The organism is Rothia nasimurium (assembly GCF_928381415.1).
GTDB classification, from domain to species: domain Bacteria; phylum Actinomycetota; class Actinomycetes; order Actinomycetales; family Micrococcaceae; genus Rothia; species Rothia nasimurium_H.
In genome coordinates this window covers 136,865-150,099 of sequence record NZ_CAKMSF010000004.1, presented here as the reverse complement: position 1 = coordinate 150,099, position 13,235 = coordinate 136,865, and the positions used below count along the sequence as shown (strand labels likewise).

Below are 13,235 nucleotides of genomic sequence, written 5' to 3'. Positions count from 1 at the left end.
CACCGGGGCGGTTTTTTGTTCGCGCTGGAACGAAAGCTGACTGTGGGGCGCACTTGTTCGAAAACTAGCGCCTAAGATTAGACATATGGCTAGCTACGCTGAACAGTACCTGCGCGCTAAAGAACGCGCCACCTTCTCAAAGACCGCCCTCTACCGGTTTGAGCAGTCCCTGAGCTTCGACCTGGATGACTTCCAGCGCCAGGCCTGCACCTCGGTTGAAGACGGCAGAGGGGTGCTGGTTGCTGCCCCCACCGGGGCCGGCAAAACCATTGTGGGTGAGTTCGCTATCTACCTGGCTCTTTCGCAGGGCAAGAAGGCTTTTTACACCACCCCCATCAAGGCCCTGAGTAACCAGAAGTACAACGACCTGGTGGCAGCCTACGGTGAGGACGCTGTGGGGCTGCTGACCGGCGACACCTCCATTAACTCCGAAGCCCCCGTGGTCGTGATGACCACCGAGGTGCTCCGTAACATGCTCTATGCAGATTCCGCCACCCTGGCCAACTTAGGCTATGTGGTGATGGACGAGGTGCACTACCTGGCTGACCGCTCCCGCGGGGCGGTGTGGGAAGAGTGCATTATTCACCTGCCCGAATCGATCTCTGTTATCGCCCTATCGGCTACTATCTCTAACGCTGAGGAGTTCGGTGCCTGGCTCGATACCGTGCGCGGGCAGACCGACATTATCGTTTCTGAACACCGCCCGGTTCCCCTTTGGCAGCACGTGATGGTGGGCCGCCACCTCATGGACCTCTTCGCTGGCGATACCACTGTCGAGGACGCCGCAGCCGCCACCGACCTGCCCGAGGTCAACCCAGAGCTGGTGCGGGTCGGACGCCGCCCCCGCCCCTCGCGGGGTCCGGGCGGCAAGTCCTTCTCCCGCCTGGGCAAGGGCAAACGTAATCGTAACCAGGGCTACCAGTCCCAGGGCTATGACCGCGAGCGCCGCAGCAGCGCGGATGAGGTGAGCACCCCCGTCCGCCCCCAGCGCATTAGTCGCCCAGAGATGATTCGTTCCCTCGACAAGGCGGGTCTGCTGCCCGGTATCTGTTTTATTTTCTCGCGGGTGGGCTGCGATGCTGCGGTATCGCAGTGTATCGATGCCGACATTCGCCTAACAACCGAGGCCGAGGCCCAGGCTATTCGGGCCTATATAGCTGAGGCTACCGCTAGCCTTGAGACCAGTGACCTGGCGGTGCTCGGTTTTTACGAGTGGCGTGAAGGCCTGATGCGGGGTGTAGCGGCCCACCATGCGGGCCTGTTGCCGGTCTTCAAGGAGGTTGTTGAGACCCTCTTCTCTGAGGGGCTGATTCGCATGGTTTTTGCAACCGAGACCCTGGCGCTGGGCATCAATATGCCGGCCCGGTCGGTGGTGCTTGAGAAGCTCACCAAGTTCAACGGTGAGACCCATGTGGATATCACGCCGGGGGAGTACACCCAGCTGACCGGACGCGCGGGCCGCCGCGGTATCGACGTTGAGGGTCACGCTGTGGTTATGTGGCGCCCCGGTCTAGAGCCCCAGCAGGTAGCTGGCCTGGCCTCGAAGCGCACCTACCCCCTCAACTCCTCCTTCAAACCCACCTACAATATGAGCGCCAACCTGATTGCCCAGTTTGGTACTGAACGCACCAAGAAGATTCTAGAAAGTTCTTTTGCCCAGTTCCAGGCCGATAAGTCGGTGGTGGGGGTGGCTTCTCGGGTGAGGAAGAACGAAAAGGCTCTGGCAGGTTTCGAAGAGGCGATGACCTGCCATCTGGGTGATTTTACCGAGTATGCTCGCATCCGCCGTGACCTTTCTGATCTTGAGAAAAAGGCCGAGAAGGGCCGTAGCCGTTTGCGGCAGTCCCAGGCGGTGGCGTCCGTCCTTGACCTGCTGCCCGGCGATATCATCGAGATTCCTCGGGGCCGTAATGCGGGCCCCGCCGTGGTGCTGGCCAGGGCCGAGTCTCTGGACGACCCGCGCCCGTCCATTCTGACGATGGCGGCACAGCTGCGCCGCCTTGACCCCCGCGACCTCGACGGGCCTGTTCTGCCGGTTTCGAAGATTAAGGTGTCAAAGAAGTTCACCGGTAAGACCCCCAAGGACCGCCGTGACATGGCCTCTCGTATGCGTGAGGCCCTCTATCAGGGGCTTCCTGCCCGCTCGGGGTCTCAGAAGAAGTACTTCAACGAGCGCGAGCGCGGGGACGAACAGAAGTTTGAAGAGCTGCGCCGGGCCCTGCGCAACCACCCCTGCCACGGGTGCTCTGACCGCGAGAATCATGCCCGGTGGGCTGAGCGCTGGTACCGCCTGTCGCGCGATACCGATGGTTTGCGCCGTCAGATTGAGCGCCGCACCAACACTATTGCCCAGGTCTTTGAGCGTATTACCCAGCTGTTAGCTAGTTACGGTTACGTTGAAACTGTTGAGGGGCGCCGCGTCCTTACTACTCGGGGTGCCTCCCTGCGCCGGGTTTACGGTGAGAAGGACCTACTGACCTCGCTATGTCTCGAGGACGGATTCTTGCAGGGGCTGGACCCTGCGTCAACCGCTGCTGTGGTTTCTGCCCTGGTTTACGAGGCCAAACGTGACGAACTGGGCCTGCTCTCTCGCTACCCGGGTCAGGGGGTTGAGGGGGCACTGATGACCGTGCTGAAGCACTGGAACAAGCTCAACGACGCCGAAAAACTCCACCGGCTACCGCAGACCGCTTCACCCGACTTCGGTATGGTTTGGCCCGTCTATAAGTGGGCGCGGGGCAAGAGCCTTGCCCAGGCGATCGATAGTACCGACCTGGCCGCTGGCGACTTCGTGCGCTGGACCAAACAGGTCATCGACAGCCTTGATCAGATTGCCCACGTGGCGTTGTCTGACCCCCAGCTACGCACCCAGTGCGAGGCCGCTATCAACCTGCTTCGCCGCGGCGTGGTAGCGACCCAGCTTTAGTCTGTTGTACTGTCAGTATTTTGAAAGGACGGCAATGATGCCCGCAACTGTCATGCTCGATGGCTCTGTCTACAGCCCCGCTGACCCCTTTGCTACCGCCCTGGTCATGAACGAGGGGCGGGTGGAGTGGGTGGGGCAGGATGCCGGTGCCCGCTCCATCGCGGATTCCTCCATGACCGTGCAGGAGCTGGGCGGACGCCTGGTCACCCCCAGCTTTGCTCTAGCGGCTGCTTCTACGACCGGGGCGGACGCTCCCGCCCTGCTCGATGAGCTAGCGGCAGCTGGCTACGGCTATGCCCGCCTGCTGCTCACTGATTTCGTGCAGGAGCTCCCGGCGGCGCACCCTGCGGTAGTTGCTGACTACTACCTTCCCGTAGGCAGCCTTGAAGGGGGCCGGGAGCTGCCCGCCGGCGTCCGCGGTATTTTTGTCTCATCTCCTGGAGAGCTTAACTCGCAGTTACTGGCTTTGCTGGCCGAAAAGCGCCTGCAGCTCATGTTGGTGGTCACCGAGGCGGCTCAGGTAGGGGAGTACCTGGCTCATCTGGCGCCTCTTGACGGCCTCGCCCGTCTGCGTATCAGCCCCAGCCTGGAGGGTCTCACCGAACTAGACCACAGTGACCTGGAACAAGCCAAAAACCTACAGGTCACCCTCGGTTTCTCAGGCGACTTCGACCGCTCCGGCGAAGCCTTTGGCCGGGCCCTGGCGGCGGGTGCTGCAGTTACCCTAGGGTCAGACCCCGGTACCCGACCCTCACTATTGGGCTGGGAGCTGGTAAACGCCGCCGTCAATCCCGCACAGACAGAACAGGCAGTATCGGCTCGCGCCGCTTTTGCCGCCTGCACCCGCGCGGTCTACCGCGCCGCGTCTACCCCCAACCCCTTCACCGGCCAGCTCGTGCCCGGAGCCCCCGCCCACTGCGCCCTCTGGACCATCACCGAACTCATCGTGCAGACCCCCGACAGCCGCATAGCCGCCTGGAGCACCGACCCGCGCGCCCGCACCCCCCTGCTCCCTGTCCTTGCCCCCGACGTGCCCCGCCCTGAACTGGTCAGCCTGTACCGCAGCGGCCACAAAGTGGGCTAGGCGTCACCTCAGCTCCCGGTCCCGCGATACACGCTCGGGCATCTGCACCCTATATAATGAAAAACTGGTTTACACGCCGTCCTCCGTTTCGGATGGGCCATGACAAGGAGACCGCATGCGAGTACTAACCGTGATTCCTACCTACAATGAGAAGGAAAACCTTCCCATCGTAGTAGAGCGCCTGCGCGCAGCCGTGCCCGACTGCGACATCCTCGTCGTCGACGACAACAGCCCCGACGGCACCGGCCAGCTCGCCGACTCTATGGCAGCAGAAGACAGCTACATCAACGTACTCCACCGCACCGTCAAGGATGGCCTGGGTGGTGCCTACCTAGCAGGCTTCGACTGGGGCCTTGAGGCTGGTTACGACGTGCTCGTTGAGATGGACGCCGACTGCTCCCACCAGCCCGAACAGCTGCCCCTGCTCCTGCAGGCAATCGAAGGGGGAGCTGACCTAGCTATCGGTTCCCGCTACGTACCCGGTGGTAAAACCAAAAACTGGCCCCTGCACCGCCAGATCCTTTCCCGCGGCGCCAACCTTTATACCCGCCTGATTCTGGGCACCAAGGTCAAAGACATCACCGCGGGCTACCGCGCCTACCGCCGCGAAGCCCTGCAGAAGCTTAACCTCGAAGGCATTGACTCCAAGGGCTATGTCTTCCAGGTCGATTTGGCCTGGCGCTCCGAGCAGGCCGGCCTGAAAATTGTAGAAGTACCCATCACCTTCGTAGAGCGTGAAATCGGTAGCTCCAAGATGGATGGCAACATCATCGTTGACTCCATGACCAAGGTAACCCGCTGGGGCTTGACCGCCCGAGCAGAGCGCGTCCGCTCCATCATCAAGAAGTAATAGCAGTTGATAGACGAAGGGCCCCGCCAGATAACTGGCGGGGCCCTTCGTCTTAGAGGGAAGCTAGCCTAGAGGGCGTGACGCTCCCGGTAAATCTCAAGACGCTGCTGCAGGGTCTCTTCGAGTTCTTCGACGCTACGGCGCTCCAGGAGCATGTCCCAGTGGGTACGAACAGGCTTTTCAGCGTTCTCTTCAACCTTGCCGTCGCCAGAAACTAGGAAGGCCTCCTTGCCGGACTTGGCTGTCCAGGTTGCGGGAATCTCAGCTTCCTGCGCGAAGGTAACGAAGACTCGTTCACCGTCTTCGGTGCGGTATTCCACACGCTGGCGGGGAGCCGGCTCCACGCCTGATTCGGTTTCCATTGACTGTGAACCCAGGCGCATACCGCGCAGGCTGCGATCGCTCATTTTCTTCCTCCATAAACGGTGACTGAAGTGCTTGCAGGTTTGTGACTACTCAAAGGCGGGTAAACCGTGCAGGCCAAATACCCATTATAACCTTTAGGCGCCGGGGCTGTGGGGGTCTGTGCCCTCAGCTGATTCGTCGGTAGGGAGCTCGCCCTCCTGAGGGATTTCAACGCCGCTATCGAGCTTGTCGAGGTTGGGGTTGAGGTCTTCAGGGGTCACACGGATCACCGGGGTGTCAACCAGGGGAGAGGACGGGGGAGTCGCAGGGGTAGACTCTTCCTCGGTCTCAGGTGCGCCTTCATTGCCCAGGGGTGAGAATGCGTTGCCGATACCGCGCAGGGCATCGCCCAGCTCGGTGGGAATGAACCAGAGCTTGTTAGCATCGCCCTCGGCTAGCTTGGGCAGGGTCTGCAGGTACTGGTAGGTCAGTAGCTTCTGGCTGGGATTCGAGGCGTGGATTGCGTGGAAGACCTTCTGGATAGCCTGGGCTTCACCGTCAGCACGCAGGATAGCTGCCTTAGCGTCACCCTCGGCGGTTAGAATCTGGGACTGCTTTTCACCTTCTGCTCGTAGAATCGCAGCACGGGAGTCACCCTCGGCGGTTAGAATCTGGGACTGCTTCTGGCCTTCAGCGGTCAGGATTGCGGCTCGGCGGTCACGCTCTGCTCGCATCTGCTTTTCCATGGAGTCCTGGATGGAGTGCGGGGGCTGAATTTCCTTGATATCGACGCGGGAGACGCGGATGCCCCAGCGGCCGGTGGTGCTGTCGAGAACCCCTCGCAGCTCGCTGTTAATCTGGTCGCGGGAGGTCAGGGTTTCTTCGAGGTTGAGACCACCGACGACATTGCGCAGGGTGGCGCTGGTCAGCTCGTCTACCGCCTGGATGTAGTTGGTGATTTCGTAGGTCGCGGCCTTGGGGTCGGTCACCTGGAAGTAGACCACGGTATCGATACCGACGACCAGGTTATCTTCGGTGATGACAGACTGGGCGGGGAAGGACACGACCTGTTCACGCAGGTCAATGAGGGGCAGGACGCGGTCGATAAAGGGAACGGTGACGTGGAAGCCGGGGTTGAGGGTGGTGTGGTACTTACCCAGACGTTCGACGATGCCAGCACGGGCCTGGGGAATAATACGTACAGCCTTAAGCAGGGTGATGAGCACCAAGAGGACGAGGGCTGTAAGCAGGATGGTTGTGGTGATGGTTGAAGCTGTCATAGGTTACGACCTTAATCTTTAAGTTAAAGGTTATTTTGTGGTATGAGGGGCTAGGTAGGCAGTTGCACCGCGAATGGCTACCACGGTTGCTGTTGACCCTTCAGGGAGAACCAGCTGGTTGCTTTCGGGGCGGGCCGTCCAGGTATCACCGGCGATACGGGCAAGACCTGCCTGCTCTGTGACCGTCTGGGTAATAAGAGCGTCCTGGCCAATAAGCCCATCAGAGTTCATCGCAATATTGGGTGAGCTTTGATGGAAACGCTTAATAAGCGGTGGGCGGAGCCCTAAGAGAAGGGCGATGCTAACAACTGCAAAAAGAACAACCTGACCAACAAAGGAGTCGAGGAAAGTGGTGCTCAGTGTTGCCGACAGGGCAGCTAAGGCCATCATTAGAAAGATGAAGTCGAGCATCAAAATCTCGATAATGGCTAGAACAATCGCAGCGGTGAGCCAGAAAGCCCAGAGGTTCTGTGTGAACCAATCAATCATGTGTACCTCCCACAGGTCGGTGTGTGTTAGTACTTATCTATTCTCCCTGATGTGGTTTCTCTGTGCTAGTCATTACGTGAGGTATGAGAGGATTTGGCCAGCTCAGCCAGGCTTTCCATAAAGCCGATAATATACATTATGTAAAGTAAAGCTAAAAATGCTCCCCTGACGCCCTCGGCTTACTCCGCAGCTGCTGAGCTTAGCGCTCCTGCGTTAGAGTAAAACTATGCTCAGTTCAGTTGATTCAGGTAAATATTTTTCCCAGCCGGTTCGTGCCGTGGTTGACCTGGCCCTCGTCCTTCTTTTTATTGCCATCGGGCTCACTAGCCACCAGGAACCGCTATCCCAGCTATTAGCCACCGCCGCACCTTTCTTGCTGGCAGCCTGCGCTGGCCATATTGGTGTGTGGGCCGTGAGCTCCAGGCGGCAGCTTCCCCTCTTGCTTGAAGGTTTTATGATGTGGGTCAGCACCCTGGTGCTTGGGCTTGGCCTACGCCTCTCCTTCGGCGATACTGCGGCAACTGCTTTTGTTCTTGTCTCAGCTCTTACTCTCTTGGTCTTCTTGGTGGGCTGGCGCCTTATCCTTGGCTTGGTACGCCGCAAGGCCTAAATTTCTTGATGTAGACAGTCTTTAAAAAGGTGTGGCCCCAGAAAGTCTGGGGCCACACCTTTATGTTGTTATTTACTGTTGCTGTAAGCAATCCAACATTCAAGCACAGCCTTAGCTTTACCTGACTCCACTGAGTGGCGAGCGTCCTGCAGGGCTTCCTCAAAGCGCTCTGCGAAAGGCCTATTGTTAACCGGGCGGTAAGCAGTCAAGCCAGCTGCAGCATTCAGCAAAACCGCGTTGAGGATTGGGCCGGGAGTCCCATCGAGAACCTGGTGAACAACCTGGGCGTTATGCTGGGCATCTCCCCCGCGTAGATCGTCCAGGCTGGCACAATCGATACCAAAATCGGTGGGAGTTAGTGAATGGTGTTCAACTCCCCCGTTGAAAGTTTCCCAAACTTGCGACTTGCCGGTAATGGTAATTTCGTCCAGGCCGTCATTCCCTCGGAAAATCAGGGCATGGTCCCCGCGGGAAGCGAAAACGGCGGCGATTTTCTCAGCCATCTCGGGGTCTGCTACACCGATGGCTGAAGCTCGAACCCGAGCGGGGTTGGTCATGGGGCCAAGATAGTTGAAGGCTGTGGGTACGCCAATGGAGCGGCGGGCGGGTGCTACGTGCCGCATGGAGGGATGGAAGACCTGGGCGAACAGGAAGGTGATGCCCGCAGCCTCTACTGCACCTGCCACATCTTTAATGTTTAGGTTTAGATTTATGCCTAGTTCAGCCAGCACATCTGCACTTCCACTTGATGATGAAGAGGCCCTGTTGCCGTGCTTAATGACGGGTACACCCGCCCCCGCAATCACCAGTGAGGCCATAGTGGAAATATTGACGGTATTCTGCTGGTCTCCCCCAGTGCCCACAATGTCTACAGCATCTCTGGTAACTTCTATGTGTTCTGCCTTATCAAGCATGCCTTGCGCAAGTGCAGCAAGTTCTTCAGGAGTTTCACCTTTAACATGAAGTCCAACTAGGAAAGCTCCGATAATAGCTTCCGGGGTTGATCCCGCCATGATGTCTTGCATGGCCCAGTTAATCTGGTCTGACGAGAGGTTCTGCTGGGCTACGAGTTGATTGAGAATAAGTTTCCACGTGATGGTGCCTGTCATGGCTCACATTCTACGGTTCTTTTAGTTCCCGGGCGAGCTCGTGAGACGGACGTCCGCGGGGACTTTCCGTACCAGGGTTGCTGGACGTTGGGTTACGTAAGTTTTACACACAACGTGTCGCCAAGCCTGCACTAAAAACCCCTAGATTAGGGGGAAGATATGCAGGATTTACAACACACCTCCTAGCAAACCCCCTTACCTATTGGTTCACGGGCACTTTTACAGACATAATGTCTATGTGACAACTGCAACCCATACCCCAAGTAAGTCGGCACACGCCGCTCTGAATCGACCCAATCAGGTGTCTGTCGGCACCGTCGTTTGGCTTGCCTCAGAGCTCATGTTCTTCGCCGGCCTGTTCGCAATGTACTTCACTCTGCGCGCTTCTCGCCCCGATATTTGGGCTGAGAACACCCCGCTGCTTGAAGTCCCTCTCGCTCTCGCCAACACCATCGTGCTGGTGCTGAGCTCCGTTACCTGCCAGTTTGGTGTTTTCAAGGCTGAACAGCTCAAGCCCCGCCGCACCGGTTCCCTCTTCAATGTCCGTGAATGGGGCATGGTTGAGTGGTTCCTGCTCACCTTCATCATGGGTGCGTTCTTCGTTTCCGTCCAGGCTTACGAATACGCAAACCTTGTAGCTGAAGGTATGACTATCGCGTCAAGCGCTTACGGCTCAGCTTTCTACATCACCACCGGTTTCCACGCACTCCACGTAACCGGCGGCCTGATCGCCTTCCTGCTGATCATCGGCCGTGCCTATGTTGCTAAGCGTTTCGGTCACTACGAAGCAACCTCAGCAATCGTTGTTTCTTACTACTGGCACTTCGTAGACGTCGTCTGGATCGCCCTGTTCCTTATCGTCTACTTCCTCAAGTAACCGGTAACCGCTAAAAGTAAACCAACTAGCACACACACAAAGGAACAACGACGTGAAGGCACTTTCTCAAAAGCGACGTCATCCGCTCGCAGCTCTCGTGTTGCTTGCCCTTGCCCTCCTCCTATCTGGTGGCCTCTACGCAGTTGCCACGGCTACTAACGAGGCTCAAGCCGCTACAAGCACCACCTACACTGCAGAAGACATCTCAGAAGGCCAGAAACTCTTTCTGGCCAACTGTGCAACCTGCCACGGTACTAACGCAGAAGGCTCAGTAGACGGCCCCTCACTGATTGGTGTTGGCGCTGCTGCTGTTGACTTCCAGGTAGGCACCGGCCGCATGCCCATGCAGATGCAGGGCGTTCAGGCTCAGCTGAAGCCCGGCCAGTTCAACGATGAGCAGACTAAGCAGCTCGCAGCCTACGTTGCATCACTCGGCGCAGGCCCCACCATCCCCGAGGAAGAGTACCTCGATGTTTCCAAGGGCGATGCAGCCAACGGTGCAAAGGTATTCCTCGCAAACTGCGCTATGTGCCATAACGCTGCTGGCGTTGGTGGTGCTCTTACCCGCGGTAAGTTTGCTCCTACCCTGATGGGCGTTTCAGAAAAGCACATCTACGAGGCTATGGAAACTGGCCCGCAGAACATGCCCGTCTTTAACGACGCAAACATCACCCCCGAAGAAAAGCGCGATGTCATTACCTACCTGAAGTCCCAGGAAGTTAACGCATCGGTTGGTGGTTTCAAGCTTGGCTCACTCGGCCCCGTGTCTGAAGGTCTTCTGATCTGGACCCTCGGCCTGGTCATCGTCATTGCATTCACCCTCTGGCTGACTTCACGAGCTGCATAAGCTCACGCACACACATAAATTTCGTACCAAGGAAGATTTGAGGCAACACATGGGAAACCATAGTGACGGCGCACATGAAAAGGCTGCCGTAGTTACCTCTCAAGAGGCAAGTCAGGAGAAGTTCGCTAACCCCGGACTTCCCCCGCATGCTCCCCGACTCACCGACGTCGATTCCAAAAAAGCTAAGGGTGCCGAGCGACAGGTAGTTCTGCTATTCGTCATCTCCATGCTGGGCTCCCTGCTTTTCTGGATTGGCTACTTCGGTGTAGAGGTAAGCGGCAACTTCTACGATGTCATGAACCCCGAAGCAAACAACATGCTTCGTCTGCAGAACCTTCTGCTGGGTCTCGGCATCGCTTTTGCCATGTTCGGTATCGGTATCGGTATCGTCCACTGGGCACGCTCACTCATGCCCGACCACGAAATGGTCGAAGAGCGTCACGCGGTTACCTCTGAAGAGGACCGCGCAGAGGCTCAGGAAATCGTTGAAACCATCATCGAAGAATCAGGCATCAAGCGTCGCCCGCTTCTTCGTAATACCCTCATCGGTTCCGTTATCCTCGCTCCCCTGACCTTCGTCACCCTGTTCCGTGACCTGGGCCCCGCAGACCCCTCAGTACTCAAGTACACCCTGTGGGACGAAGGCGTCCGCCTCGTGCGCGACCCCTCCGGCACCCCCATTAAGGCTGCCGACGTTACTCTGGGCTCTGCCTACCACGTCCTGCCCGAAACCCTCTCTAGCCTGACCCACGAGAACGGCTACCTCGAGGAAAAGGCCAAGGCAGTTGTACTGCTCATGCGTCTGGATCCCGCTGACATCAAGAAGGTCACCCCCGGTCGCGAAAACTGGAACGTCGACGGCATCTACGCCTACTCCAAGGTTTGCACCCACGTAGGCTGCCCCATCGCTCTGTACGAGCAGCGCACCCACCACCTGCTCTGCCCCTGCCACCAGTCAACCTTTGACGCGGCAGAAGAGTGCAAGGTTATCTTCGGCCCCGCAGGCCACGCCCTGCCCCAGCTGCCCATCGCAGTTGACTCCGAAGGCTACCTGGTCGCCCAGAGTGACTTCCACGAGCCCGTTGGCCCCGGCTACTGGGAGCGTGCAAAGCACATCAAGGAAATGGCAGGTGAAGCATAATGTCGACTTCAATGCAGTCTGATTACAAGGCGAAGACCTCAACCGGTCGTATCGCCCACTACGTAGATCAGCGTGTTGGTGCTTCAGGCATCATCAAGGAATTTGGTCGCAAAATCTTCCCCGACCACTGGTCATTCATGTTCGGTGAAGTTGCGCTTTACAGCCTGGTTATCCTGATTATCTCAGGTACCTTCCTCACCTTCTTCTTCAACCCCACCATGGTGTCGGTAACCTACGACGGTTCCTACGTTCCCATGAAGGGCACCCACATGTCTGCCGCTTACGCCTCTACCCTGGACATCTCCTTTGACGTCCGCGGTGGTCTGCTGATGCGTCAGATTCACCACTGGGCAGCTCTGATGTTCATGATGGCGATGACCGTGCACATGCTGCGCGTCTTCTTCACCGGCGCCTTCCGCCGTCCTCGTGAACTGAACTGGGTTGTTGGTTGTACCCTGCTCATCATCGGTATTCTGGCTGGCTTCACTGGCTACTCACTGCCCGATGACGTGCTCTCAGGTAACGGTCTGCGCATTATTGACGGTATTTTCAAGTCAATCCCGCTGGTTGGTACCTACATCTCGCTCTTCTTCTTCGGCGGCGAGTTCCCCGGTACGGCTGTGATTGGTCGCCTCTACACCCTGCACATCATGATTATCCCCGCGATGCTTCTGCTGCTCGTGGCTATTCACATGTTCATGGTTGTACTGCACAAGCACACCCAGTACCCCGGTCCCGGCCGCACCGAGAACAACGTCGTTGGCTTCCCCGTAGGCCCCGTCTACGCAGCCAAGGCTGGCGGTTTCTTCTTCATCGTGTTCGGTATCATCGCCTTCCTCGGCGCAACCTTTACCATCAACGCGATTTGGAACTACGGCCCCTACGACCCCTCACCGGTACAGGCCGGTACCCAGCCTGACTGGTACGTAGGCTTCGGTGACGGCGCCCTGCGTCTGTGGCCTGGCGTCTGGCCCTGGCCCTGGGAATTCGAATTCCTCGGTGGTACCTGGGTTCTGAGCGTCCTCCTCCCCTTCGCTCTGATGGCTGGCTCAGTCATGATGGCCATGGTCTTCTGGCCCTGGATCGAGCAGTGGGTTACCAAGGATAACCGAGTCCACAACATCCTGGATCGCCCCCGCAACGCCCCCTTCCGTACCGGTGTGGGTGTAGCAGGCATCATTGGTTACGCATCCCTGATGATCGCGGCAAGCTCCGACCTGATTGCAACTCACTTCCATGTATCGCTGAACGACGTTGCCTACTGGCTCCGCTTTACCTTCGTATTCGGTCCCCTCATCGGCTTCTTCATCACCCAGCGCATCTGCCTGGCTCTGCAGCGTAAGGACCGTGAGCTTGTACTGCACGGTATCGAAACCGGTAAGGTCGTCCAGCTCCCCCACGGTGAGTTCATCGAGGTTCACAAGCCTCTCGACGAATACCGCCGCTACGAGCTGGTCTCCTTCGAGTCACCCGAGCCCATCCCGGCTCAGCCCAACAAGAAGGGCAAGGTTGGCCTGATCGAGAAGACCCGCGCAGGTCTCTCAAAGATCTGGTTCGAAGACCGCGTAGTTGCCGTAACTCCCGCTGAGCTCGAAGCAGCTCACCATGAGCACCACGGTGCACATGAGGTTGACGGCCACAAGGCTGACTCAATCGAAAAATAATATACGGTTGTAG

The 13,235-nt window shown here is 58.1% G+C and carries 12 protein-coding genes; 8 read left to right on the top strand and 4 right to left on the bottom strand.

All coding sequences use genetic code 11. The features are described 5' to 3' along the window. Positions 1 to 85: 85 nt before the first annotated feature. From L7A20_RS06005 to L7A20_RS05995, 3 genes are all read left to right on the top strand, one after another. Positions 86 to 2,926 carry a DEAD/DEAH box helicase gene (locus tag L7A20_RS06005; protein WP_237222751.1) on the top strand — a complete coding sequence of 947 codons (2,841 nt, stop codon included), beginning with the start codon at positions 86 to 88 and terminating at the stop codon, positions 2,924 to 2,926. Positions 2,927 to 2,960: 34 nt separating this feature from the next. Continuing rightward, complete coding sequence (locus L7A20_RS06000) at positions 2,961 to 4,010, top strand: hypothetical protein (RefSeq protein WP_237222750.1); 1,050 nt, start codon at positions 2,961 to 2,963, stop codon at positions 4,008 to 4,010. Positions 4,011 to 4,125: 115 nt separating this feature from the next. Continuing rightward, positions 4,126 to 4,860 carry a polyprenol monophosphomannose synthase gene (locus tag L7A20_RS05995; protein ID WP_237222749.1) on the top strand — a complete coding sequence of 245 codons (735 nt, stop codon included), beginning with the start codon at positions 4,126 to 4,128 and terminating at the stop codon, positions 4,858 to 4,860. Positions 4,861 to 4,928: 68 nt separating this feature from the next. Here L7A20_RS05995 and L7A20_RS05990 read toward each other — a convergent pair whose 3' ends face one another. The 3 genes from L7A20_RS05990 to L7A20_RS05980 form a co-directional block, all read right to left on the bottom strand. Then, positions 4,929 to 5,267, bottom strand: coding sequence for an RNA polymerase-binding protein RbpA (locus L7A20_RS05990; protein ID WP_135011868.1), 339 nt, complete (start codon positions 5,265 to 5,267; stop codon positions 4,929 to 4,931). A 93-nt stretch (positions 5,268 to 5,360) separates the two neighbouring features. Then, a complete protein-coding gene (locus L7A20_RS05985) occupies positions 5,361 to 6,485 on the bottom strand; it encodes an SPFH domain-containing protein (protein WP_237204942.1) in 1,125 nt (374 codons plus the stop codon). Positions 6,486 to 6,515: 30 nt separating this feature from the next. Beyond that, a complete protein-coding gene (locus L7A20_RS05980) occupies positions 6,516 to 6,974 on the bottom strand; it encodes an NfeD family protein (RefSeq protein WP_237222748.1) in 459 nt (152 codons plus the stop codon). Between the two features lie 226 nt (positions 6,975 to 7,200). Here L7A20_RS05980 and L7A20_RS05975 point away from each other — a divergent pair, with 226 nt between their 5' ends. Next, positions 7,201 to 7,584 (top strand): DUF3054 domain-containing protein, encoded by a 384-nt coding sequence (locus tag L7A20_RS05975; RefSeq protein WP_237185678.1) that lies wholly within the window; start codon positions 7,201 to 7,203, stop codon positions 7,582 to 7,584. 68 nt (positions 7,585 to 7,652) lie between these two features. On the opposite strand, the gene trpD is transcribed toward L7A20_RS05975, so the two are convergent. Further along, positions 7,653 to 8,693: an anthranilate phosphoribosyltransferase gene (gene trpD / locus L7A20_RS05970; protein ID WP_237222747.1), complete on the bottom strand. Its 1,041-nt coding sequence runs from the start codon at positions 8,691 to 8,693 to the stop codon at positions 7,653 to 7,655. A 238-nt stretch (positions 8,694 to 8,931) separates the two neighbouring features. Here trpD and L7A20_RS05965 point away from each other — a divergent pair, with 238 nt between their 5' ends. The 4 genes from L7A20_RS05965 to L7A20_RS05950 are packed head-to-tail and all read left to right on the top strand — an operon-like array spanning position 8,932 to position 13,222. Continuing rightward, positions 8,932 to 9,570: a cytochrome c oxidase subunit 3 gene (locus L7A20_RS05965; RefSeq protein WP_185172915.1), complete on the top strand. Its 639-nt coding sequence runs from the start codon at positions 8,932 to 8,934 to the stop codon at positions 9,568 to 9,570. Positions 9,571 to 9,622: 52 nt separating this feature from the next. Next, entirely contained in the window at positions 9,623 to 10,417 is a 795-nt protein-coding gene (locus L7A20_RS05960; RefSeq protein ID WP_237193731.1) for a c-type cytochrome, read from the top strand. 49 nt (positions 10,418 to 10,466) lie between these two features. Continuing rightward, positions 10,467 to 11,558: a ubiquinol-cytochrome c reductase iron-sulfur subunit gene (locus L7A20_RS05955; protein WP_185172913.1), complete on the top strand. Its 1,092-nt coding sequence runs from the start codon at positions 10,467 to 10,469 to the stop codon at positions 11,556 to 11,558. Next, complete coding sequence (locus tag L7A20_RS05950) at positions 11,558 to 13,222, top strand: cytochrome b (RefSeq protein WP_237210433.1); 1,665 nt, start codon at positions 11,558 to 11,560, stop codon at positions 13,220 to 13,222. Before L7A20_RS05955 ends, L7A20_RS05950 begins: the two co-directional genes overlap by 1 nt. The last annotated feature ends 13 nt before the right edge of the window (positions 13,223 to 13,235 follow it).

Excerpts from the sequence above, each read along its gene's own strand:
- L7A20_RS06005 (WP_237222751.1), top strand. The coding sequence starts at position 86 with ATGGCTAGCTACGCTGAACAGTACCTGCGCGCTAAAGAACGCGCCACC.
- L7A20_RS06000 (WP_237222750.1), top strand. The coding sequence starts at position 2,961 with ATGATGCCCGCAACTGTCATGCTCGATGGCTCTGTCTACAGCCCCGCT.
- L7A20_RS05995 (WP_237222749.1), top strand. The coding sequence starts at position 4,126 with ATGCGAGTACTAACCGTGATTCCTACCTACAATGAGAAGGAAAACCTT.
- L7A20_RS05990 (WP_135011868.1), bottom strand. The coding sequence starts at position 5,267 with ATGAGCGATCGCAGCCTGCGCGGTATGCGCCTGGGTTCACAGTCAATG.
- L7A20_RS05985 (WP_237204942.1), bottom strand. The coding sequence starts at position 6,485 with ATGACAGCTTCAACCATCACCACAACCATCCTGCTTACAGCCCTCGTC.
- L7A20_RS05980 (WP_237222748.1), bottom strand. The coding sequence starts at position 6,974 with ATGATTGATTGGTTCACACAGAACCTCTGGGCTTTCTGGCTCACCGCT.
- L7A20_RS05975 (WP_237185678.1), top strand. The coding sequence starts at position 7,201 with ATGCTCAGTTCAGTTGATTCAGGTAAATATTTTTCCCAGCCGGTTCGT.
- trpD (WP_237222747.1), bottom strand. The coding sequence starts at position 8,693 with ATGACAGGCACCATCACGTGGAAACTTATTCTCAATCAACTCGTAGCC.
- L7A20_RS05955 (WP_185172913.1), top strand. The coding sequence starts at position 10,467 with ATGGGAAACCATAGTGACGGCGCACATGAAAAGGCTGCCGTAGTTACC.
- L7A20_RS05950 (WP_237210433.1), top strand. The coding sequence starts at position 11,558 with ATGTCGACTTCAATGCAGTCTGATTACAAGGCGAAGACCTCAACCGGT.